The organism is Phenylobacterium sp., assembly GCF_036502675.1.
Lineage (GTDB): Bacteria > Pseudomonadota > Alphaproteobacteria > Caulobacterales > Caulobacteraceae > Phenylobacterium.
Genome location: NZ_DASXYF010000108.1, coordinates 1 through 20357 on the forward strand (window position 1 = coordinate 1; position 20357 = coordinate 20357).

A 20357-nucleotide genomic window follows, 5' to 3' on the forward strand; every position below is an offset into this window, starting at 1 on the left:
ATGGACCTCGCCGAACACATCCCAGGCCGGCGGGGGGGTTTCAGGCGGCGCTCCGGGTGCGGCCTCGGAGAGGTTGGCCGGACTTGCCCCGCCGATCGCCGGCACGATCCGCCCCGCGGCGGTCGCCACCTTGCCGACGTAGCCGTTGCTGAACCCCCGGACCGGATTGCCGGTGTTGTAGTAGGAGAGCGCCGTCTTCAGGGCCGCCTGCTCACCCACGCGCGTTGCGTCGCTCCGTACAAAGCCGTCCTGCAGAATGCGGGCGGCGGCCCTGAGGTTCGTGCAGGGCTCAAACACCTCCGGCAGGCTGAGGCCGAGCCACGACAGGTTCTTGCTGTTGATCTGCGCTAGGCCGAGATCGATGCTCCGTCCGGCCGCGATGAGGGCCCCTGCCTTGGCGACTGCGTCGTCGACCGAGGTCGGCGCGACCATGATGCGCGGGCCCCCGTTGACGCCGATGGCCAGAGGCTCGAACCGGCTTTCGACCTGGACCACGGACAGGAGAGTCTCAGGCGCGACGGTCGGGGCGCACTGCGTGGCGAGAGCAAGAGCGGCGGCGAGGCTGATGGCCATGGGAAACGCCTGGCGTTGAACGGCTTCAAGGGCGAGGCCTCTCCTTGGCCTCCGCCTGATGTTGCCCCGGAGGGCGTCCTTGCGGCGAGGCGCAAGCCTACCCACTCGGAGGGCGTAGGCTTACGGTGCGTTCGCGGTGATGAGGCCCAGTTCACGAGCGCGAACGACGGCCTGAATTCGGGTCTTCACCCCGAGATGGCCGCAGACCTTGATGATGTGCTTCTCGACGGTCCGTCCTGACAGGCCGAGGATGCCGCCAATGTCGGTGGCGCTCTTGCCTTCCTGGACCCAGGACAGGCACTCGAGCTGGCGCTCGGTAATGAGGCGAGATGCGAATGATCGATCGTCGCGATCGGTTGTGGGGTGAAACGAACGGGGCTCCGCCCGGCGTGCGTAGTCGGAGTGGTTGGCCAACGGACCGACCTCCTAGCTAAGGTGCCCCCCTAACTAGACCGATTGAGCGGAAGCAGCTGGCCGACCGAAGTCCCAAGACTTCGTAAGCTACGAGACTGACACCACCACTGATTGATTCCCGACAACAGTTGAGGCGGTCAATTCCGTAGAACTTCGGTCCGGGTTTCTACGGAGGGGCGTCGGGCAAAAGCCCGAGCCTCAGGGCCTTTGCGACAGCTTGGATGCGGTTGCGTACCTTCAAACGTTCGCACGCCTCACCAACATACTGATCGACGGTTCGGGAGGAAATCCCGAGCACGATCGCGATTTCCGATGACGTCTTCCCTGCTGCGGCGAGGCGCAGACATTCGATTTGACGCGGGCTGAGTTGCGATCGGACGCTCTCCGCCACTCAACGACTCCCTGCGGGAGCGGAGGTGTTCGGCGAATTCAACCGCGCCATCGAATCGCCTCCTTCTTTGCTTTTCTTTACTCGTCCTCATTGTGGCGCCGCCTCGGTTAAATCAACCTGAAGCTGCTTTTTGAGAGCGGTCGCGTCGAACTCGGCCATCCTCAGCAGACAGTCGAGGGTCCTCCGCAGGCCGCGACTTCAGGACCCATCACGATCATCTCCACCAGACGGTCGACCGCTGCCTCGAGTGGCAAGACAGCGGCCGCCCCGATCGCAGCCAGGCAAACGGTCACAAGCTCCTTTGGCGCGGTATCTGCCGACGCCCACGGAGACGAGCTCAGCTCTGGACTGGGATTCTGACGTCGAAGGGGAGCGCACGACCGCTCATCACAGCGTGAGAACGGCGGTGTTCTCCTGCTGTTTCCGCTCGAACCCCAACCTAAAACCCAACCTAAAGCCGCTTTTAGGTTGGGGCGGCCCCGGGTAGGGATTTATGAGGCTGATTTTCCTGAAGAAATTGGCGCGCCCGGAACGATTCGAACGTCCGACCCTCAGATTCGTAGTCTGATGCTCTATCCAGCTGAGCTACGGGCGCATCCGCCTTGAAGGCGAGGGCGCGGAACCTAGTCGCCCGGCGGGCAAAGCGCAAGCCCGGGCGGGCGGCGCGATTTGAACCCTAGGCGGGGCCGCTCCAGCTGCGGACGCCCGGCCAGGCCGCGGCTTCGTAGACCGCCCTCGCCACCGCCCTGGCCAGGCAGTCGGCGGCCAGCGCGCCGATGCGCGCCACGGCGAAGGGGGCTGGATCCGGCAGGGGGCGGGCGGCGGTGGAGAGGGCGAAGACCGCGTCGCCGTCGAAGGGGGCGTGCACCGGGCGGATGGCGCGGGCCAGGCCGTCCTGGGCCATCATCGCCACGCGCCTGGCCTGAGCGGGAGTCAGGGCCGCGTCGACAGCCACGCAGGCGATGGTGGTGTTGGCGCGGATCTGCGGGTTGGCCTTGGCGAGGCCCCAGTCGTCGGCGCGGGCCCACAGGCCGGCGGGGCCCAGGCCGCCGAACTCCGCGCCGATCTCGAAGGGCGCCGCCCAGAAGGTGCGCCCGTCGCCGGCGACCACGGAGCCGAAGCTGTTCACCGCCGCCACCGCCCCCACGGTCAAGCCGTCGGCGGTCACGACGGAGGCCGAGCCGGTCCCGCCCTTCAGCGCCCCGGCCATGGCGCCGTAGCCGGCCCCGTGGGTCCCGAGGGCGAAGTCGGCCCCTGCGCCTTTCGCGGCGGCGGCGCCCAGGGCCCGGTAGGGCGGGTCGAGGCCCCAGGCCTTGTTCCCGCCGTTGGCCAGGTCGTAGAGGATGGCGGCCGGCACCACCGGCGAAGGCGGCACGCCCGGGGCGGTGGAGACCACGAAGCCGCGCCCCTCGGCGCCCAGCCAGGCGGCGACCCCGTCGGCGGCGGCCAGGCCGTAGACCGAGCCGCCGGAGAGGACCACCGCGTCCACCGCGTCCACGAGGTTCTCCGGCGCCAGGGCGTCGGTCTCCCGGGTGCCCGGGCCGCCGCCGCGCACGTCGCAGGCGCAGACCGCCCGGGCGTCGGGCAGGATCACGGTGACGCCGGTGCGCGCAGCCGCGTCCCCGGCCTGGCCGACCTTCAGGCCGGGCACGTCGGTGATCAGGTTGCGGGGGCCCGGCCGGGCGGAGGCGGCGTCGCTCATCGGCGGAGCTTGCGGGGCTTGGCGCTGGTTGTCCACGCGCGCGGGGCTATGGTGGGCGCCTCCCCATCAGGAGCCGCCGGCCCCATGTTCCGTCTCCCGCCGCTTGCGGCCCTGCTGTCCGCCCTGACGCTCAGCGCCTGCGCCACGGCGCCGGCCCCGCAGGGCGCGGCCGGCGGGCCGGTCGCCATGGTCGCCGCCGCCAATCCGATGGCCGCGGAGGCCGGCCTGAAGGTGCTGCGCCGCGGCGGCTCGGCGGTGGACGCGGCGGTGGCCGTGCAGGCGGTGCTGGGGCTGGTGGAGCCGCAGAGCTCCGGCCTGGGCGGCGGCGCCTTCATGACCTACTACGACGCGGCGACCCGCCAGGCGACCGCCTACGACGGCCGCGAGACCGCGCCGGCGGCGGCCACGCCCGCCTGGTTCCTGGACGAGGCGGGCAAGCCGCTGCCTTTCCGCGACGCGCTGCTCAGCGGGCGCTCCACCGGCGCGCCCGGCGCGGTGGCCATGCTGTCGCTGGCGCAGGGCCAGCACGGCAAGCTCGCCTGGAAGGACCTGTTCGCCGACGCGGAGCGCCTGGCCGACGAAGGCTTCACCGTCCCGCGCCGGATGGGCGAGGCGGCCAACGCCCCCTACCCCCAGGCCAACACCCCCGACGCGGTCGCCTACTTCACCAAGCCCGGCGGCGCCCGTATCCAGCCGGGCGACGTGATCCGCAATCCGGCCTATGCCGCCACCCTGCGCCAGGTGGCGGCGCAAGGTCCCAAGGCCCTGCTGGAGGGCCCGGTCGCCGAGGCCATCGTGGCGCGCCTGCACCAGGCGCCCCGGCCCAGCCCGATCACCCTGGCCGACCTCGCCGCCTACCGGCCCAAGGCGGGCCCGGCGCTCTGCCGGCCCTACCGGGTCTATGTGGTGTGCGCGCCGCCGCCGCCGTCTGGGGGCGTGGGCCTGCTGGAAGCGCTGGGCATCCTCGCCCAGACCGACATTCCCGCCCATGGGCCGGAGGATCCGCAGGGCTGGTACCTGTTCGCCCAGGCCAGCCGGCTGATGTACGCCGACCGCGACCGCTATGTGGGCGACCCGGCTTTCGTCAGCGTGCCTGTCGAGGGCCTGCTGGACCCGGCCTACCTGCAGGCCCGCGCCGCCCTGATCGGGCCCACGGCGGGGCCGGCGCCCGCCCCCGGCCAGCCGGCCGGCGCCCCGGCCCGCGGCCCCGACGCCACCGCCGAGGCCGGCGGCACCAGCCACTTCGTGATCGTCGACGCCGCCGGCGACGTGGTCTCGATGACCACCACGGTGGAAAGCACCTTCGGCTCCGGCCGCATGGCGGCGGGCTTCTTCCTCAACAACCAGCTCACCGACTTCTCGTTCGCGCCCAGGGAGCCCGACGGGACGCCGGCCGCCAATGCGGTGGGGCCCGGCAAGCGGCCCCGGTCGTCGATGACGCCGGCCATCGTGCTGGACAGGGACGGGCGGTTCGTGGCGGCGGTGGGCTCGCCCGGGGGGCCGGCGATCATCGCCTACACCCTGAAGGCCCTGGTGGGCGTGCTCGACTGGAAGCTGCCGATGCAGGCCGCCATCGACCTGCCCAACCTGATCGCCAGGGGGAACGTCTACGCCGCAGAGACCGATAAGCTGCCGCCGGCGGTCGCAGCGGGCCTGGCCGCCAGGGGCGTGGCGCTGACCTCCGGCTCGGGGGCGGAGGGTTCCGGCCTGCAGGGGGTGCGGGTGACGCCGCAGGGGCTTCGGGGCGCCGCCGACCCCCGGCGGGACGGCGTGGCGCTGGGCTATTGAGCGGCCAGGGCGGCCAAGTCGAGGGGATTTGCCCCGCACGCCGGCTTACGTCCGCGCCGCAACTGTAGCATCCTGTCCCCGTCGGAGTTGCGGGGAGGCCTTGCGATGGCTGAGGCGGTCATGGGCGCGCGCGTCAGAGGCGACGCGGCGCGCCGGTTCTATGTGTGGATGGCGGCGACCTGCCTGGCCGTCGCCGTGCTGGGCTTCATGCCCACCTATTTCATGCCGATGGCGCAGGGGCGGCTGAACGCCCCGCCGCTGATCCACATCCACGGGATCGTCCTGTTCTCCTGGGTGGCGTTCTTCTGCGTGCAGACCTGGCTGGTGGCGCAGGGCCGGGTGCTGGCGCATCGCACCTGGGGGATGCTCGGGATCGGCATCGTCACGGCGATGGTCTTCGTGGTGACGGCGATCGTCTCCCTGCGGGTGACCCAGGCGTCGCTGCCCGGCCAGCCGGCCAACCTGCCGCACGACGTCAAGGCCTTCGCCTGGGTGAGCATCGGCGGGCTGGCGTTCTTCCTGCCGGTGTTCATCGCGGCCATCGCCAACGTCCGCCGGCCGGAGGCGCACAAGCGGCTGATGCTGCTGGGCACGATCTCGCTGCTGCCGGCGCCGATCGCCCGCTGGTTCCTGGTGCTGCTGGCCCCGCCGCCGGACCCGAACGCCCCGCCCTACCCCGCCGGCCTGCCGCAGATCACCCCGCCGCCGGTGGTGGTGACCATCGGGCCGTCGCTGGTGGCGGACCTGCTGCTGGTGGTGGCCATCCTCTACGACTGGCGCACGCGGAGCCGGCCGCATCCGGTCTACCTGGTCGGAGGCGCGCTGCTGCTGCTTATCCAACTCACCGCCGTACCGGTGTCGGAATCGGCGGCCTGGCAGGCGGCCGCGGCGGCCATCGGGCACATCGCGGGATAGGAATCCTGCCGGCGCGGTGGCCTTTCGCTACTCCGCCGCGGCGGCGTTCCGGCCGTGCCTGGGGCTGAGCCTCGGCGGTGCGCCGGCGAGGCGGAGCTCGAAGATCGCGCCGTCGTCGCCGGTATGGACCAGGGCGAGGTCGCCGCCGTGGCCCTGCGCCAGCTCACGTGCGATGGCTAGGCCCAGGCCCGCGCCGCCCGAGCGGGTGGAGCCGGCGAAGGGCTGGAACAGCCGCTCGCGGCTGCGGGCCGAGACGCCGGGGCCGTTGTCGGCGAAGCGCAGGGTCGAGGCCGCGGCGTCCTGGGTCAGCGTCACGGTCACGCGGCCTGGCTCGCTGCGGCCGGCCTGCTGCTCGATGGCCTCGCGGGCGTTGCGCAGCAGGTTGACCATGATGCGATGCAGCTGGTCGGGATCGGCCAGCACCTGGGCGCCGTCGGGGATCTCGGCCGCGAACTGCACGCCCTCGCCGCCCAGCCGCGCCTCCTCGGCGGCGACCTCCAGGGCGGGGGCGAGCGGCACCGGCCGCGCGTCGGGGGCCGGCTCCTCGGTCTTGCCGTAGGTCAGGACGTCGGTGGCCAGCTTGATGGCCCGGTCGAGGGCGCGGGTCAGGCGCGGCAAAGCCTGGCTGACCTTGGGGTCCTGCAGCGCCGCCAGCCGCTCGGAGGCGATCTGGGCGCTGGTCAGCATGTTGCGCAGGTCGTGGTTGATCTTGGCCACTGCTTCCCCGAGCGCGGCCAGGCGGGCGCGGGAATTGAGCGCGGCGCGCAGGTCGGCCTGCATCTGATCGAGCTCGACCTCGGCGCGGCCGATCTCGTCCCGGCGGCCGGAAGGCTCGACCCTCGCCGCCGGGTCCTCCGGATCGGCGCGGAACCGCTCCATGGCCCGGGTGATCCGCTGCATGGGCCGCACGAGGAACAGGTTGAGCGACAGGTAGACCAGCATGCCGGCCATGGCCGAGACGAAGGCGGTGACCAGGATGAGGCGCCAGAGGTAGCGGGAAAGCTCGCGCTTCAGCTCGGCGTCGGGGGCGACGATCTCGACGAAGTCGGCTTTGCGGAAGCGGGGCTCGGCGACCACCCGCACGGAGCGGCCCTCGCCGCCGGTGAGAGTGTGGAACGGGGCGGAGAGCCAGGAGCCGGGGGCCTGGTCGCGCAGGTCCACGAGATAGGGCGCGCGGGGCATCTTGCCGCCGGGCAGGACGAGCCGTCGCATGCCGTCGGTCTGGATGGCGATGTTGGTGACCCCGGCGCCGAGCAGCAGCTGGTCGCGGACCTGCTGGCTGACCACCTGGTTGGGAGCGAGGTCGGCGGTGAGGGAGGCGAGCTCGGCGGCGCGGACCCGGTCCAGCAGCCATTGCTCCTCGAAGGCGGCGAGCGCCGGCGGCAGGGCGAGCGCGCCGCCCAGCAGCACGAACAGCACGGTCAGGATCAGGAGGCGCGCCGACAGCCCGCCGGGCCAGAAGAAGCGGCGCCGGTTCGGCCTTGGAAGCGCCTGCGGCGAGAGGGCGTCCGCCATGATGCCTCGTTAAATCACCCCGCCCGGTTCGGCAACGCAGCGGAGCTTACAGCGGACGAGGGATGTTCATTTCGCGCCCACCGCCTCGCCCGCGCCGCCGAAGCCGTCGGCCCGCAGGCGCGCCGCCAGCTCGCGCTTGATACGCACCACCAGTCCAGGCCCCTCATAGGCCAGGGCCGAGTAGAGCTGCACGGCGCAGGCCCCGGCGCGGAGCTTGGCGTAGGCCTGGGCGCCGGACGAGACGCCGCCGACGCCGATCAGGGCCAGGCGGCCGCCGGCGGCGGCCGCCGCCTCGGCCAGCACACGGGTGGAGAGATCGAAGAGAGGCGCCCCGGAGAGGCCGCCGGCCTCGCCGCGCGCAGGCGATTCGAGCGGCGGGCGCGAGACGGTGGTGTTCGAGACCACCAGTCCGGAAAGGCCGTGGGCGACGGCCGCCTCGACGATGGCCTCCACCTCGCCGGCCTGCAGGTCGGGGGCGATCTTGAGGAACAGGGGCGCGCGGCCGGCCGGCGGCAGGGCGTCGCAGGCTTCGGCGACGCGGCCCAGGAGCTCGTCGAGGGCGGCCCTGGTCTGCAGGGCGCGCAGGCCGGGGGTGTTGGGCGAGGAGACGTTGAGGGTGAAGTAGGACGCCCGGCCCCAGAGGCGGCGCAGCCCCGTCACGTAGTCGCCGATGCGGTCGGCGGCCTCCTTGTTGGCGCCGATGTTGGCGCCCACCACGCCGGGGCGGCCGGCGGCCAGACGGGCGGCGAACGGCTCCAGCCCCTGGTTGTTGAAACCCAGGCGGTTGATCACCGCGCGGTCCTGCGGCAGCCGGAACATGCGGGGCTTCGGATTGCCGGCCTGGGGAAGCGGGGTGACGGTGCCGCACTCCACGAAGCCGAAGCCCGCCCGCAGCATGGGCCCGAACGCTCGCGCGTCCTTGTCGAAGCCGGCGGCGAGGCCGACGCAGTTGGGCAGGGACAGGCCCGCCAGGGCCGTGGCGAGGATCGGGTCGTCGGCGGGCGCCTTGGGGCCCAGACCCGCCTCGAGGGCCCGGATGGCCAAGCCGTGCGCGCGCTCGGGGTCGAGGCGGCGCAGGCCCGCCGCGGCCAGGTCGTGCAGGCTCACGCCGGAGGGCCGGGGTCGGGGACGCCGGCGGCGTCGAGCGGCGCGTCGCGGACCTGGCGCACATGGGCGGTTTCCAGCGGGCCGTAGAGGTGGGGGAAGAGATCGCCGCCGCGCGACGGCTCCCACTTCAGGGCGTGACCCAGGTCGTCGGCCTCCACCTCCAGCACCACCAGCCCCGCCTGGCCGGCGAAGTGGCGGCGCGCGGTCTCGCCCGCCTGGGCGGCGGTGGAGAAGTGGATGAAGCCGTCGGCCAGGTCCACGGCCGAGCCCTCGAAGCGGCCGGACGCCCGGGCCGCCGCCCAGTCGGCGCGCGGCAGGATCTTGTAGATGCGGCCCACGGCTAGTCCCCGTTGCGCGGCGGCGTCAGCAGGCCGTCGAAGGCCGGGCGGCCGCAGGCGTCGATGAGGAACACCGCCACGGCGGAGGTGGGGAAGCGCCGCTCCGCCTGGGCGACCAGCTCCGGGGAGGAGCCGCCTTCGCGCAGCAGGGCGACGGCCAGGTCCTGCAGGGCCGGGTTGTGGCCGATCACCATCAGCGCGCCCGCCGTCGCCCGGGCCGCGCGCTCCGCCGCATGGCGGACGCCGCCGGCCTCGGCGTTGTAGAGGGCGGGTTCGAAGCGGACCTCGGCGCCCGGGAAAGCGGCCTCGGCGGCGGCCCAGGTCTCGCGGGTGCGGGCGGCCGGCGAGACCAGGACCAGATTCGGCGCCAGACCCAGGTCGGCCAGGTTCCGGGCCATGGCGGCGGCGTCGCGCGCGCCGCGCGGGGCCAGCGGACGGTCGAAGTCGACCCCGGACACGGAGTCGCGCTCCGCCTTGCCATGCCGGAAGAGGATCAGCCGGTCCATCGTCGCTCCAAGCCGTTTCGACCTCATAACCGCCATTGCGTCCGGCGCGAAGCGGTTGACAGCCACGGGCCTTGGCGGTCCAAGGCTGGCGATGACCCTTACGGCCGAGGCCACCTCACACCCGGGCGCAGGCGACGGCGGGACCTGGCGGTTCCCCGAGGGCCAGCCGCTGCGCCTGGACTCCGGCGCGTCGCTGGCGCCGCTGGAGATCGCCTACAAGACCTACGGGACGCTCAACGCCCGGAAGTCCAACGCCATCCTGGTCTGCCATGCCCTGACCGGCGACCAGCACGCGGCCTCGGTGCATCCGGTCACCGGCAAGCCCGGCTGGTGGAGCCGGGTGATCGGGCCCGGCCTGCCGCTGGACCCGCAGCGCTACTTCATCATCTGCACCAACGTGGTGGGCGGCTGCATGGGCTCGACGGGGCCGGCCTCGGCCGACCCGGCGACGGGGCGCTCCTACGGCCTGGCCTTCCCGGTGATCACCATCGCCGACATGGTGCGCGCCCAGGCGATGCTGATCGAGGCGATGGGCATCGAGACCCTGTTCGCGGTGACCGGCGGCTCCATGGGCGGCATGCAGGTGCTGCAGTGGGCGGCGGACTATCCGGAGAAGCTCTTCTCGGCGGTGTGCATTGCCGCGGCGCCACGGCATTCGGCGCAGAACATCGCCTTCCATGAGGTGGGCCGCCAGGCGATCATGGCCGATCCCGACTGGCGGGGCGGCGCCTATGAGCTGCACGGCGTGCGGCCGGAAAAGGGGCTGGCGGTGGCGCGGATGGCCGCGCACATCACCTATCTGTCCGAGCCAGCGCTGCAGCGCAAGTTCGGCCGCGAACTGCAGCGGGACGGCCTGTCGTGGGGGTTCGACGCCGACTTCCAGGTGGAGAGCTACCTGCGCCACCAGGGGGCCAGCTTCGTCGACCGCTTCGACGCCAACTCCTACCTCTACATCACCCGGGCGCTGGACTATTTCGACCTGGCGGCGGGCCACGGGGGGATGCTGGCCCAGGCCTTCGCGCGGGCGCGGCACGTGCGGTTCTGCGTGCTGTCGTTCTCCTCGGACTGGCTCTATGCGACCGCCGAGAGCCGCACGATCGTGCGGGCCCTCAACGCCGCCGGCTGCCGGGCGAGCTTCGCCGAGATCGAGACCGACAAGGGCCACGACGCCTTCTTCCTGGACGAGCCGCAGCTCGACCTCACCCTGCGCGGCTTCTTCGCCTCGGCGGCGCACCTGCGGGGCGTCGCGTGAGCCCGGTGCGCGAGGATTTCCGCGAGATCCTCAGGCTGGTGCGGCCGGGCTCGCGGGTGCTGGACGTGGGCTGCGGCGACGGGGAGCTGCTGGAGCTGCTGATCCGCGAGAAGGGGGTGGACGGCCAGGGGCTGGAGCTCAGCCACGCCGGCGTCTCCGCCTGCCTGGCGCGGGGGCTGGCGGTGGTGCAGGGCGACGCCGACAACGACCTGGACGACTTTCCCTCCCAGGCCTTCGACTATGCGGTGCTGTCGGACACCCTGCAGTCGGTGCGCGATCCCAAGCACGTGCTCTCGGAGCTGCTCAGGATCGCCAGCCGCGCTGTGGTGAGCCTGCCCAACTTCGGCCACTGGCGGGTCCGGTGGGCGCTGGTGACCCAGGGGCGGATGCCGGAGACCCGCGCCCTGCCCGAGCCCTGGTGGTCGACGCCTAACATCCACCTGTGCACGCTCGCCGACTTCACCGACCTCTGCCGGAACCTGGACCTGCGGATCGACGCCTGCGCCTCGCTGGTGGCGGGGCGGCCGGCGCGGCCGATCGATCCGGCCAAAGCGATCGAGAACTGGCGGGCGGAGCAGGCGCTGTTCCTCTTGAGCCGGCGGACCGAGGCGCCGGCGCCGGCGGTGCAGAACGACCTCTTCGCCGCCCCGCAGTTCATCGACCCCGCGGCGCGGCGGATGGGGCGGCGGCGCGCACGGCGCTGATCAGGAGCTGCAGCTTGTCCGGCGGCAGCCGGCTGGCCGCGGCGAGGAAGGCCTGGAACTCGGCGGGGGACGGCGGCGGCCCGTCGTCAGCCTCGCCGCAGTCTTCCGCGCCGCCCCACAATGCGCGCCATACCTCGGCCGCCGAACGCTTGCCCGTCATGGATCACCCCGCCCGGAAATCACTCTAAGGTTGTGGCTCCAGAGTGTCCATCTTCCGGATGTGGGCTGGCGCCGAAAGCTGGCGGCGGGGTTTTCGCAGGGCTTATCTTGTGCAGATTCGCATCACGGAGCGCCCGCCCATGACCCCCGCCGACCGCCTGGCCCGGCTGCTGGCCCAGTCCAGGCGCGCCGTGGTCTTCTCCGGGGCCGGGATCTCCACCGAATCGGGCATCCCCGACTTCCGCAGCCCGGGCGGGGTTTGGAGCAAGATGACGCCCATCGGCTTCCACGACTTCATGGCCGACCCCGCCCTGCGGCGCGAGGCCTGGTCGCGGGTCTATTCCGGTGCGGCCCGCTGGACCGGAGCCTCGCCCAACGCCGGCCACCATGCGGTGGCGCGACTGGTGGCCCAGGGCAAGGTGGCCGCGGTGATCACCCAGAACGTCGACAACCTGCACCAGGCTTCCGGCGTGCCGGCCGGCAAGGTGGTCGAGCTGCACGGCAACGCCAGCTACGCGACCTGCCTGGCCTGCGGCCTGCGTCACGAGCTGAAAGACCTGCGGGCCGCCTTCCTGGCCACCGGCGAGCCGCCGGCCTGCCGCAGCTGCGGCGGGGTGGTGAAGAGCGCCACCATCTCCTTCGGCCAATCCATGCCGGCGGGCGAGATGGCGCGGGCCGAGGACGAGACGGTCGCCTGCGACCTGTTCGTCGTGCTGGGCTCGTCCCTGGTGGTCTATCCCGCCGCCGACTTCCCGCTGATGGCCAAGCGCAACGGAGCGGCGCTGGCCATCGTCAACCGCGAGCCCACGCCGCAGGACCGCTACGCCGACCTGGTGCTGCACGAGGAGATCGGGCCGCTGATGAGCCAGGTCGCGCCGGTGAGCTGAGGGCGGTCAGCCGCAGGGCGCCGCCGCGCCGGAGCCCAGGTCGATGCGGAAGCATTGGCGCTCGCCGGTCTGGCAATCCTCGACCATCACCGCGGCCTCGCCGAACAGGTCCGCCGCCGGATGCCGCTCGGCCACGAACTGCAACGCCGCGTCGAGGTGCGAAGCGCCGTCCACCTTGAACGAACGGCTGTGGACCTCCTCCGCGCCGTGGACGGAGAAGCTGCGGGCCGGGGCGGCGGCGGACGCGGTCATGGCCGGTCTCCTGATGATTCCCTTGGCGACCAAACGCGGCGGCGGCGGAAAGGACTCCCGTTAACGCCGCTTAAGACCTGCTTCACCGGGCGGCGCTACCCTTGCGCCATGTCCCGCACCGACCCGAGGCCAGGATGGCGATCGGTCCGCTGATCCCGGGCGCCGCATCCGGCGTCGCGGTCCGGGTGCTGCCCGTGACCGAGCCCGGCGCCGTACGGGCGGTGACCGGCCGGCTCACCGCTCTGGCCCAGGCCGTGCCGGGCGCCGGGACGCCGCAGGTCCCGCTCAGCCTGGAGGCCGCCCTGGCCCGCGCGGTGGGCGCGGCCGTGCAGTCCGCCGTCCAGCGCCAGGGCGGCCTGGGCCCGCTGATGGCCGACCTCGCCCAGGCGATGGCCGATCCGGCGTCCGGCCTGCCGCCGAAGGTACGGGCCGCCGCGGCGCAGGTGCTGAACCTGCGCACGCCGCTGGGGCCCACGGTGACGGCCGCAGACCTGCAGACGGCCGTGGCCCGCTCCGGCCTGTTCCTCGAGGCGCGGATGGCCGCAGCCCCGCCGCCGGCCGCCGGCGCGCCCGCCGTTCCGCCCGCCGACCTGAAGGCCGCCCTGCTGGTGGCCCGCCAGGCGCTGGGCCAATGGGCCGAGGCCGCGGAACCGCCGCCCTTGCCGATATCCCTGCCCGCGCCCGGCGCCGCGCCCGAGCCTGCGCCCCGCGCCGGCGCCGCGCCCCCCGCCCCGCCCTACCGCAACGGCCCGACGACCCCGCAGAACCCGGCGGAACCCAGCCTCGCCCCGGAGGCCGCGCCCCGCGCCATCGCCCGCCGGCTGCTGCAGGACGCCGATGCGGCGCTGGCCCGGCAGGAGCTGATGCAGGCCGCCTCCCTGCCCGACGCGCTCGCCGCGCCCGGCCCGGCCCGGCGGCCGGCCGACGCCCACTGGCTGTTCGAACTGCCGTTCGCGGGCCCGCAGGGTTCCGGCGTCGCCCAGTTCGAGATCGACCGCGAGGCGCAGGGTCCCGGCGTCCCCGACGCCCATCCCGTGTGGCGGGCCCGCTTCTCCCTGGCCCTGGAGCCCTTGGGCCCGCTGCATGTGCAGGTCGCGCTGACCGGGGCGCGCGCCAACGTCGCCCTGTGGGCCGAGCGGCCGGAGAGCGCGCTGACGCTGCGGGCCGGCGAGCAAGGCCTGGCCGCGGCGCTGTCCGCCGCGGCTTACGCGCCCGAGGTGGCGGTGTTCTCCGGCGCCCCGGCCCGCGCGCCGCCGCCGCCCGGCGCCTTCCTGGACCGCAGTTCGTGACCGGCCCCGTCGCCCCCCGCACGCTGGCCGTCGCCCTGCGCTACGCCAAGCCCCAGGCGCCGCGGGTGGTGGCCGTGGGCCACGGCCACCTCGGCCAGAAGATCATCGACACCGCCCGCGCGCACGGCGTGCCGCTGGAGCAGAACCCCGACCTTGCCCACGCCCTCTCCAAAATCGAGGTCGACACGGAGATTCCCGAACGGCTCTACATGGCGGTGGCGGTGGTGCTGGGCTTCATCCTGCGCCAGGCGGCCGCTGCACAGACCGGGCCGCCTCAGACCGAACGGCGGTAGGCCTCCGGCCGCGCGCCGAGCGGAACCTGTCTGCACAGGGCTGACAAGAGGTTGAGGCCTTCCGTTAGTCCGCGCGGCGGATAGTCGCCCAGCGCGGGCCCGGCGGCTTGGATCGCAGGACGGCCGCCTTCTTCGGCGCCGCCCAGGTGCGGCGCTCCTCGACGACCAGGTTCGCCTGCTCGCCGGTCGAGCGTATGGCGAACACCATTCCTTCGGCGACGCCCACGGCCCACTCCTTCGAGATGAAGGGTCCGATCGGATGCTTCGCCTGGACGAACCAACCGTCGAAGGTCTCGTAGACGGCAATTGCCATGCACGCCATCACTTCACTCCCTATGGACAGGAAACCACAGGTAGCACCGGTTGTTCCACCTTATTTTTTGGCCATGGTGAACGAATACTTACCAAATCCGGCGGTCCCCGCCTGACGAGTATTGAGTTCAGAGCTGGAAAGGGCGGCCGCCTGCGTGACCGCGACGGTGAGCAACGGCGGCTGAACCTCCGGCCCGGCGGGCCGTTACCGTGGCCTGCCTTCCGTACAAAGGTGCGCGATGAACCGGCAGGTTCCGTTGCTCGGACCCGCGGCGTGGGCGAACGCCCTGACCAACTTCATGCGATAGGCCGCCCGGAGTCGACGGCGGCCGCACCGACAAAGGCCCGAGGGCGCCCGCGGCGCCGACCTCCAGCAGCAGTTCGGCCCGTGCGCCGTTGAGAGCCTGGGCGACATCTGTCTAAATGAACCCGCATTCGGGCGCAGGTCGGATGGTCGAGATCCGGGCTGCGGGAGTTTCGGGGGCCGCGTTGTCGACACCAGATCGACCTGTGCGGGACCGGCGCACGGCGCCGATCCTCCGTTACGCCGCCGAGCTTATGGCCATTGCCGTGGTTTATCTGTTGACTGCCAAGCTCAGCTTGCAGTTCGCCTCGGTCAACCCGAGCGCCACGCCGATCTGGCCGCCCACAGGCCTCGCCCTCGGCTTGACCCTGCTCAGGGGATACCGGATCTGGCCGGCGATTCTCGCGGGCGCGATCGTCGCGAATCTCGCGACATCCGGCTGGATCTCCCTGGCCATCGGCGCCGGCAATACGCTGGAGGCCCTGAGCGGCGCGTGGATCGTGAATGCGCTGGCCAAGGGCGTGCAAGCTTTCCGGACCCCTTCGGGCGTGGGCCGGTTCGCCGCCATCGTCTGCGCCGTCGCCACCCCGATCAGCGCCACCACAGGTGTCTTGTCACTGACGCTCGCCGGCTATTCCGGCTGGTCGAACTTCGGGGAGGTCTGGACCACGTGGTGGCTGGGCGACTTCGCGGGAGCGGTGGTGGTGACGCCCGTCCTGGTGCTCTGGGTCACCGATCCGCCTGGCTTCGCCAGGCGCATGAGCCGGACTTCCGAAGCCGTGCTGGTGATGATCCTGGCCGCGGCGGTTGGCCTGGTCGCCTTTGGCCCGGGGCCGCACCTCACGGGCACGGTCCCCCTGGCGTTCCTGGCGATCCTGCCGCTGCTTTGGGCCGCGCTGCGCTGCGGCGAGCGCGACACCGCGACGGTTGCGCTCATCCTGTCGGCGTTCGCCGTCTGGGGCGCGGCGGCAGGCAAGGGCCCCTTCATCCAGCCGACCCTCAACGATTCCTTCCTGCTGCTGGTGGCCTTCATGGTGAGCGCCGCCGTGCCCAGCCTCGCGCTCAGCGCCAGTCTGGGCGTTCGCAACCGCGCCCTGGCGTCGACCGAGGAGAGCCATCGCCTGCTGGTCGAGAGCGTTCGCGACTACGCCATCTTCATGCTCGACACCGGCGGGCGCGTCGCGACCTGGAACAGCGGTGCGGCCCAGATCTATGGTTACGCGGCCGACGAGATCGTCGGCCAGCACGTCGCACGGCTGCAACCGGACAGTGATCCGCACGCAGGCGATCCGAACGGGTTCCTGCTCCGGGTGGCGAAGGCCGGAAAGATCGAGCAGGAGGGGTGGCGCGTCCGCCGCGACGGCAGCCAGTTCTGGGCGAACATCGTCGTAAATGCGATCCGCGACCCTGAAGGCCGCCTCCTCGGTTTCGCCAAGGTCACCCGGGACGTTTCCGAGCGGCGGCAGGCCGAGGAGGCCCTCGAGCACACCCGCGAGCAGCTGCTCCAGTCGCAGAAGCTGGAAGCCCTCGGCCAGCTGACCGGCGGCGTCGCCCACGACTTCAACAATCTTCTGATGGTCGTGAGCGGGCAGGCCGACCTTCTGGCCCGTGGGCCGCCGGAGGAGCGGCGCGTCAAATCGCTCGATGCGATCAAGGCCGCCGTCGCCCGCGGGGCCAGCCTGACGCGGCAGCTGCTGAGCTTCGCCCGCCGCCAGACCCTGACGCCGGAGGTGATCGAGCTGCCCCGGCGCCTCGCAGCCATGCAGGCGATGCTGAACAGCTCTCTCGGCGAGGCCGTAGAGCTGGTCCTGGACCTGGACCTGGAGGTCTGGCCTATCGAGGCCGACGCCAACGAACTGGAGCTGGCGCTGATAAACCTGGCGGTCAACGCCAGGGACGCCATGCCGGAAGGCGGGCGGTTGCAGATCACGGCCCGCAACCTGTCGCCGGAGGATGCAGGCCTGAACGGCGCCTTCGTGGCGCTCTCGGTCGCGGACACGGGGATCGGGATGGCGCCGGAAATCCTCGCCAAGGCCTTCGACCCCTTCTTCACCACCAAGCCGACGGGAAAGGGCACCGGGCTCGGACTGTCGCAGGTCCACGGCTTCGCCCTGCAGTCCGGAGGCGACGTCACCGCGGTCAGCCGCCCTGGCGAAGGATGCACGGTCACGCTGCGTCTGCCCCGTGCGCAGAGAGCGGCCGACCCACGCCCGGAGCCCGCCGGCGCCGAGCCCTTGCAACCGGCGAGCGGCGCCGTGCTGTTGGTGGAAGACAACCTCGACGTCGCGGAGGTCACCTCGGCGCTGCTGCAGCGGCTGGGCTATCGGGTCGTCCACGAATCAAACGCCATGGACGCCATCGACCGCGTGGAGGCGGGCGAGCCGATCGATCTGGTGTTGAGCGACATCACCATGCCGGGTCCGGTCAACGGCCTGGCCCTGGCCCGGCGCATCCGCGCCACTCACCCGCATCTGCCGATGGTGCTGGCCACCGGCGACAGCGACGCGCCGGAAGCCCGCGACGCCGGGGAGGAGGTCCTGCGCAAGCCGTTCGGGATCGAGACCCTCGCCGCCGTGCTGGCCAGGGCCCTGGGCCGCGCCGCTTCGGCCCGAGCCCCAAGATAGCGACCGCGCCGGGGGGGACGCCCTGGGGGAGCGCTGACGCCTCACCGCGCGGATTGCGCGCTGTCGAGAAACGCCTTCAGTTGCAGCCACTCGGCCCGCTTGCGGTCAAACGGGATGGCGTGCGCCGGACTGCTGGACGGCAGCGTGATGAGGGCGGGGCCGCCGTCGGCGGCAAGCTGCTTGCGCCCGATGTCGGACGCCTTCCCGCCGTTGAAGCCGACGGCTCGCAGAGCCGGCAGCGTGGCGACGAGCTCGCGGAGCGTGTTCGGCCGATGGTCGCGGATGTTGGCGTCCAGGCTTCCCACCCGGTTGGCCGACCGGATGACGTCCCACAGCCCGACCCCGGCCGAGAGCAGCACGGCCAGACGGACCTGATAGGGCGAGCCCGCCAGCTCGACCCCGACGACCGCCTCCATCAAACTCCAGAACTGGTTGCGCGGGTGGGCGTAATACTGCGCATGGCTGAGCGAGACCTCGCCGGGCAGGCTGCCGAGCACCAGCACGCGCGTCGCCTCATCGACCACGGCGGGGAAGGAAGACTTGGTCGCCGCTGGAGCGGAGGAAGCCATGAATGCACCGGGTCGATCGTCGCTCAAAGCCAGTTCGCGCGCTTGAAGCGTGAATGGAGCAGGGCGCAGATCGCCAGGATCAGGCCCAAGGCGAGGAAATAGCCGTATTTCCAGTGCAGCTCGGGCATGACCTCGAAGTTCATGCCGTAGATGCCGGCGACGGCGGTCGGGACGGCCAGGATCGCGGCCCAGGCGGCGAGCCTGCGCGTGATCGCGCCCTGGCGCTGCGCCTCCAGCAAGGTGCTGGCCTCGAATACGGAATTGAGGACGTCGCGCAGCGACTCGACCAGGGACGCAACGCGCCGGACATGGTCGCGCACATCGCTGAAGTAGGGGCGCACCTCCACGTCGATACAGGGCATGTCGTGGTGTTCGAGGCGGCTGGCGACTTCCTCCATCGGCCCGAGCACGCGGCGGAACCGCATCAGCTCGCGCCGCAGGTTGAAGATCCGGCTGACCTCCTCGCGGCTGAGGAAGGCGTCGAGGGCGTGGCGTTCCATGGCCAGCACATCTTCCTCAATGGCCTCGACGAGCGGCAGGTAGCCGTCGACGATGAAGTCGAGAACGGCGTGCAGGACGTAATCGACGCCATACTTCAGGTGGATGGGCGCCGCCTCGAGCTGATGGCGCAGGGTGTTGTGGGCGCGCGCGGAGCCGTGGCGCACGGTGATGATGTGATTGGGGCCCACGAAGATGTCGGTCTCGCCGTAGCAGATCGTCTCGTCCTCGAGGTGGGCCGTGCGGGCGACGACGAACAGCTGGTCGCCGTAGATGTCGACCTTGGGCATCTGGCTGGCGGTCAGCGCATCCTCTATGGCCAGGGGATGGAGGCCGAAGCGGTCCTGCAAGACGCGAAGCTCATGCTCGGCCGGCTCGAACAGGCCGATCCAGGCGAACTCGCCGGCCGTCAGGTCGAGACCGGCGGGCGTGACGAGCTCGACCTCCCGCAACCGCTCGCCGTTGCGATAGACATAGGCGGCGACGATGCTCATCCACCCTCCAATCCGCCGGGCGCCCGGCGTCAGATCGGCGCCCACCCTGCACGCAGGCCGCAGCCTTGGCCATTCGCAACGGCCGCCGCGGACGCCGGCGTCGTACAGCCGCCGTTTGGCGTCGGGAAACCAGGCTTCCGATCAAGTCGATCGGGGAAAGGCGGCGCCGCTCAGGGTCGCGGAAAGGGTGGTGCCGCTTGCAGGACTCGAACCTGCGACCCCCGCATTACGAATTTTAACTATCTAATTTTGAACGACTTTGAGGGCGAGTGAACCTGATTGAATACGCCTTCGGCGCCAATGAGTTGGACCTTGAAGGAGCCGGAGGCTGCTGGAGCGGCGTGGAAGCCGCCGCCCTACTAATCCCCTACTAGCCGCGGGGCGTGGGACTGAGCGATAGGTCATCAAAGTTTTCGCCGATGGCCGAGGGCGGTCGCACTGCGCCCGATGATTTCTCTAGCGTTCGAGCATGGTCACGCTATTTCGACCGGGCGTGGAGGATCACGCATGTCAGCCGAACACCCCGACCTTTCCCATCCGTCCCGGCGCCATGTTGGGGCTCAGCCTGACCGCCTGCTCAGAACACCCGAGGCGGCTGAACTGCTCAACGTGAGCGTGGCCTTCCTGGAGCGTCAGCGCTGGTTGCGGGCAGGACCACCCCACGTTCGCGTGTCCGGCGCCTCGGGTCGCGCGGTGCGCTATCGCCGATCGGACTTGCTCTCGTGGATGGAGGCCAATCGCATTGACTCCTCGTCCGACTAGAAAGGCGCCAGCTGCGCGCCAGTCCCGGAATCGGCATTGTAGGAGCGCCCAGCCTGCGGCCCACACTCGGCCAAGACCTTTCCCGGCTTCCGCGCTAGCGCTTTGGCGATGTTCAAGCTCGTCCCGTTCAATGCCGACGGTGGGTGACATCCCACAATAAACTTGCACGACACCGCCGCAAGGGGCCGTCCCAACCGCTTCAAAGCGTTACCTTTCCTGCGCGGCACCAATCGGACTATTCGACCTCAAGCAAAGCTTGCCGTGCAGCTTCGTCGAATGTCGTGCCAGCGCAATAGCGGTCGATGTCCTCTCGACTGGACGGGGTGCCAAACCCGACGCGCCAGCCGGTCGTGAACTTCATCATGGTCAAATGCCCATCAAACGGTTTATTGGCCTTCCGCACCAATTGCACGATCAGGTCCTGGTCGATTTCACTCTTCATGTCGCGGCTCACGGCCCCGCCCCCTCGTTGTTATGTGTTGTACCCAGCCCTTGACAGCCTGGCGATCCGTTGAACAACAGCTTGAACGTGGCCTCCGCGGCTTCGGAGTCCTCCACCAGCAACTCCGCGCGATTGATCCCAAGCACCTTCATGACGCGTCTCCCTCTGTGCGGCGTGCCCGCGACGTGGGGCGGCCCGCTACTTGATCTCGCTCGAACCGCCGTCGATCACGAAGTTCTGGGCGGTGATCCAGGCGCCCTCGTCGGA

The 20357-nt window shown here is 71.4% G+C and carries 24 protein-coding genes and 1 tRNA gene; 9 read left to right on the forward strand and 16 right to left on the reverse strand.

What is annotated here, in order from left to right:
- From VGL30_RS14115 to VGL30_RS14130, 5 genes are all read right to left on the reverse strand, one after another.
- On the reverse strand, positions 1-573 hold a 573-nt coding region (locus VGL30_RS14115), incomplete at its 3' end, for a lytic transglycosylase domain-containing protein (protein WP_331540646.1).
- Between the two features lie 120 nt (positions 574-693).
- Positions 694-987: a helix-turn-helix transcriptional regulator gene (locus tag VGL30_RS14120; RefSeq protein WP_331540647.1), complete on the reverse strand. Its 294-nt coding sequence runs from the start codon at positions 985-987 to the stop codon at positions 694-696.
- A gap of 166 nt (positions 988-1153) precedes the next feature.
- On the reverse strand, positions 1154-1378 hold the full coding sequence (locus VGL30_RS18850; RefSeq protein ID WP_414695004.1) for a LuxR C-terminal-related transcriptional regulator: 225 nt from the start codon (positions 1376-1378) through the stop codon (positions 1154-1156).
- A gap of 518 nt (positions 1379-1896) precedes the next feature.
- Positions 1897-1973: transfer RNA gene (locus tag VGL30_RS14125), tRNA-Arg, on the reverse strand.
- Between the two features lie 81 nt (positions 1974-2054).
- A complete protein-coding gene (locus VGL30_RS14130) occupies positions 2055-3080 on the reverse strand; it encodes a P1 family peptidase (protein ID WP_331540648.1) in 1026 nt (341 codons plus the stop codon).
- Positions 3081-3164: 84 nt separating this feature from the next.
- Between VGL30_RS14130 and VGL30_RS14135 the strand changes: the two genes are divergently transcribed.
- Positions 3165-4868: a gamma-glutamyltransferase family protein gene (locus VGL30_RS14135; protein ID WP_331540649.1), complete on the forward strand. Its 1704-nt coding sequence runs from the start codon at positions 3165-3167 to the stop codon at positions 4866-4868.
- A gap of 105 nt (positions 4869-4973) precedes the next feature.
- Positions 4974-5783 carry a hypothetical protein gene (locus tag VGL30_RS14140; RefSeq protein ID WP_331540650.1) on the forward strand — a complete coding sequence of 270 codons (810 nt, stop codon included), beginning with the start codon at positions 4974-4976 and terminating at the stop codon, positions 5781-5783.
- A gap of 27 nt (positions 5784-5810) precedes the next feature.
- Here VGL30_RS14140 and VGL30_RS14145 read toward each other — a convergent pair whose 3' ends face one another.
- From VGL30_RS14145 to VGL30_RS14160, 4 genes are all read right to left on the reverse strand, one after another.
- Positions 5811-7298 (reverse strand): HAMP domain-containing sensor histidine kinase, encoded by a 1488-nt coding sequence (locus tag VGL30_RS14145; RefSeq protein ID WP_331540651.1) that lies wholly within the window; start codon positions 7296-7298, stop codon positions 5811-5813.
- Positions 7299-7364: 66 nt separating this feature from the next.
- Positions 7365-8405 carry a quinone-dependent dihydroorotate dehydrogenase gene (locus VGL30_RS14150; protein ID WP_331540652.1) on the reverse strand — a complete coding sequence of 347 codons (1041 nt, stop codon included), beginning with the start codon at positions 8403-8405 and terminating at the stop codon, positions 7365-7367.
- Positions 8402-8743 carry a DUF952 domain-containing protein gene (locus VGL30_RS14155; protein ID WP_331540653.1) on the reverse strand — a complete coding sequence of 114 codons (342 nt, stop codon included), beginning with the start codon at positions 8741-8743 and terminating at the stop codon, positions 8402-8404. Before VGL30_RS14155 ends, VGL30_RS14150 begins: the two co-directional genes overlap by 4 nt.
- Before the next feature lie 2 nt (positions 8744-8745).
- Positions 8746-9249, reverse strand: a complete 504-nt coding sequence (locus VGL30_RS14160; RefSeq protein WP_331540654.1) for a SixA phosphatase family protein — start codon at positions 9247-9249, stop codon at positions 8746-8748.
- A gap of 91 nt (positions 9250-9340) precedes the next feature.
- Between VGL30_RS14160 and metX the strand changes: the two genes are divergently transcribed.
- Together metX and metW are read left to right on the forward strand one after the other, a co-directional pair.
- The gene (gene metX, locus VGL30_RS14165) at positions 9341-10501 is read left to right on the forward strand and encodes a homoserine O-acetyltransferase MetX (protein WP_331540655.1); all 1161 of its coding nucleotides are present in this window, start codon (positions 9341-9343) and stop codon (positions 10499-10501) included.
- Entirely contained in the window at positions 10498-11205 is a 708-nt protein-coding gene (gene metW / locus VGL30_RS14170; RefSeq protein WP_331540656.1) for a methionine biosynthesis protein MetW, read from the forward strand. Before metX ends, metW begins: the two co-directional genes overlap by 4 nt.
- On the opposite strand, the gene VGL30_RS14175 is transcribed toward metW, so the two are convergent.
- Positions 11156-11365, reverse strand: coding sequence for a hypothetical protein (locus VGL30_RS14175; RefSeq protein ID WP_331540657.1), 210 nt, complete (start codon positions 11363-11365; stop codon positions 11156-11158). The two genes, metW and VGL30_RS14175, sit on opposite strands and share 50 nt — an antisense overlap.
- Positions 11366-11504: 139 nt before the next feature.
- Here VGL30_RS14175 and VGL30_RS14180 point away from each other — a divergent pair, with 139 nt between their 5' ends.
- A complete protein-coding gene (locus VGL30_RS14180) occupies positions 11505-12251 on the forward strand; it encodes a Sir2 family NAD-dependent protein deacetylase (RefSeq protein ID WP_331540658.1) in 747 nt (248 codons plus the stop codon).
- A 6-nt stretch (positions 12252-12257) separates the two neighbouring features.
- Here VGL30_RS14180 and VGL30_RS14185 read toward each other — a convergent pair whose 3' ends face one another.
- Positions 12258-12503, reverse strand: a complete 246-nt coding sequence (locus VGL30_RS14185; RefSeq protein WP_331540659.1) for a DUF5961 family protein — start codon at positions 12501-12503, stop codon at positions 12258-12260.
- A 134-nt stretch (positions 12504-12637) separates the two neighbouring features.
- Between VGL30_RS14185 and VGL30_RS14190 the strand changes: the two genes are divergently transcribed.
- Both VGL30_RS14190 and VGL30_RS14195 read left to right on the forward strand, forming a co-directional pair.
- Positions 12638-13792, forward strand: a complete 1155-nt coding sequence (locus VGL30_RS14190; protein WP_331540660.1) for a flagellar hook-length control protein FliK — start codon at positions 12638-12640, stop codon at positions 13790-13792.
- Positions 13789-14085 (forward strand): EscU/YscU/HrcU family type III secretion system export apparatus switch protein, encoded by a 297-nt coding sequence (locus VGL30_RS14195; RefSeq protein WP_331540661.1) that lies wholly within the window; start codon positions 13789-13791, stop codon positions 14083-14085. Before VGL30_RS14190 ends, VGL30_RS14195 begins: the two co-directional genes overlap by 4 nt.
- Before the next feature lie 64 nt (positions 14086-14149).
- On the opposite strand, the gene VGL30_RS14200 is transcribed toward VGL30_RS14195, so the two are convergent.
- The gene (locus tag VGL30_RS14200) at positions 14150-14398 is read right to left on the reverse strand and encodes a hypothetical protein (protein WP_331540662.1); all 249 of its coding nucleotides are present in this window, start codon (positions 14396-14398) and stop codon (positions 14150-14152) included.
- A gap of 557 nt (positions 14399-14955) precedes the next feature.
- Here VGL30_RS14200 and VGL30_RS14205 point away from each other — a divergent pair.
- Positions 14956-17325, forward strand: a complete 2370-nt coding sequence (locus tag VGL30_RS14205; protein WP_331540663.1) for an MASE1 domain-containing protein — start codon at positions 14956-14958, stop codon at positions 17323-17325.
- 41 nt (positions 17326-17366) lie between these two features.
- On the opposite strand, the gene VGL30_RS14210 is transcribed toward VGL30_RS14205, so the two are convergent.
- On the reverse strand, positions 17367-17921 hold the full coding sequence (locus VGL30_RS14210) for a DNA-deoxyinosine glycosylase (RefSeq protein ID WP_331540664.1): 555 nt from the start codon (positions 17919-17921) through the stop codon (positions 17367-17369).
- Complete coding sequence (corA, locus tag VGL30_RS14215; protein WP_331540665.1) at positions 17918-18886, reverse strand: magnesium/cobalt transporter CorA; 969 nt, start codon at positions 18884-18886, stop codon at positions 17918-17920. Before corA ends, VGL30_RS14210 begins: the two co-directional genes overlap by 4 nt.
- A gap of 507 nt (positions 18887-19393) precedes the next feature.
- Between corA and VGL30_RS18855 the strand changes: the two genes are divergently transcribed.
- The gene (locus VGL30_RS18855; protein ID WP_414695006.1) at positions 19394-19648 is read left to right on the forward strand and encodes a helix-turn-helix transcriptional regulator; all 255 of its coding nucleotides are present in this window, start codon (positions 19394-19396) and stop codon (positions 19646-19648) included.
- A 235-nt stretch (positions 19649-19883) separates the two neighbouring features.
- Here VGL30_RS18855 and VGL30_RS14220 read toward each other — a convergent pair whose 3' ends face one another.
- Both VGL30_RS14220 and VGL30_RS14225 read right to left on the reverse strand, forming a co-directional pair.
- Positions 19884-20102, reverse strand: a complete 219-nt coding sequence (locus VGL30_RS14220) for a hypothetical protein (RefSeq protein WP_331540666.1) — start codon at positions 20100-20102, stop codon at positions 19884-19886.
- Positions 20099-20242, reverse strand: coding sequence for a hypothetical protein (locus tag VGL30_RS14225; RefSeq protein WP_331540667.1), 144 nt, complete (start codon positions 20240-20242; stop codon positions 20099-20101). The genes VGL30_RS14220 and VGL30_RS14225 overlap by 4 nt, the downstream gene beginning before the upstream one ends.
- Between the last annotated feature and the right edge of the window lie 115 nt (positions 20243-20357).

What these genes read in the sequence shown, in the direction of transcription:
- corA (WP_331540665.1), bottom strand. Translation starts at nt 18,886, where the DNA reads ATGAGCATCGTCGCCGCCTATGTCTATCGCAACGGCGAGCGGTTGCGG.
- VGL30_RS18855 (WP_414695006.1), top strand. Translation starts at nt 19,394, where the DNA reads ATGTCAGCCGAACACCCCGACCTTTCCCATCCGTCCCGGCGCCATGTT.
- VGL30_RS14205 (WP_331540663.1), top strand. Translation starts at nt 14,956, where the DNA reads ATGGCCATTGCCGTGGTTTATCTGTTGACTGCCAAGCTCAGCTTGCAG.
- metX (WP_331540655.1), top strand. Translation starts at nt 9,341, where the DNA reads ATGACCCTTACGGCCGAGGCCACCTCACACCCGGGCGCAGGCGACGGC.
- VGL30_RS14130 (WP_331540648.1), bottom strand. Translation starts at nt 3,080, where the DNA reads ATGAGCGACGCCGCCTCCGCCCGGCCGGGCCCCCGCAACCTGATCACC.
- VGL30_RS14190 (WP_331540660.1), top strand. Translation starts at nt 12,638, where the DNA reads ATGGCGATCGGTCCGCTGATCCCGGGCGCCGCATCCGGCGTCGCGGTC.
- VGL30_RS14160 (WP_331540654.1), bottom strand. Translation starts at nt 9,249, where the DNA reads ATGGACCGGCTGATCCTCTTCCGGCATGGCAAGGCGGAGCGCGACTCC.
- VGL30_RS14200 (WP_331540662.1), bottom strand. Translation starts at nt 14,398, where the DNA reads ATGGCAATTGCCGTCTACGAGACCTTCGACGGTTGGTTCGTCCAGGCG.
- VGL30_RS14140 (WP_331540650.1), top strand. Translation starts at nt 4,974, where the DNA reads ATGGCTGAGGCGGTCATGGGCGCGCGCGTCAGAGGCGACGCGGCGCGC.
- VGL30_RS14175 (WP_331540657.1), bottom strand. Translation starts at nt 11,365, where the DNA reads ATGACGGGCAAGCGTTCGGCGGCCGAGGTATGGCGCGCATTGTGGGGC.
- VGL30_RS14145 (WP_331540651.1), bottom strand. Translation starts at nt 7,298, where the DNA reads ATGGCGGACGCCCTCTCGCCGCAGGCGCTTCCAAGGCCGAACCGGCGC.
- VGL30_RS14135 (WP_331540649.1), top strand. Translation starts at nt 3,165, where the DNA reads ATGTTCCGTCTCCCGCCGCTTGCGGCCCTGCTGTCCGCCCTGACGCTC.
- VGL30_RS14185 (WP_331540659.1), bottom strand. Translation starts at nt 12,503, where the DNA reads ATGACCGCGTCCGCCGCCGCCCCGGCCCGCAGCTTCTCCGTCCACGGC.
- VGL30_RS14180 (WP_331540658.1), top strand. Translation starts at nt 11,505, where the DNA reads ATGACCCCCGCCGACCGCCTGGCCCGGCTGCTGGCCCAGTCCAGGCGC.
- VGL30_RS14225 (WP_331540667.1), bottom strand. Translation starts at nt 20,242, where the DNA reads ATGAAGGTGCTTGGGATCAATCGCGCGGAGTTGCTGGTGGAGGACTCC.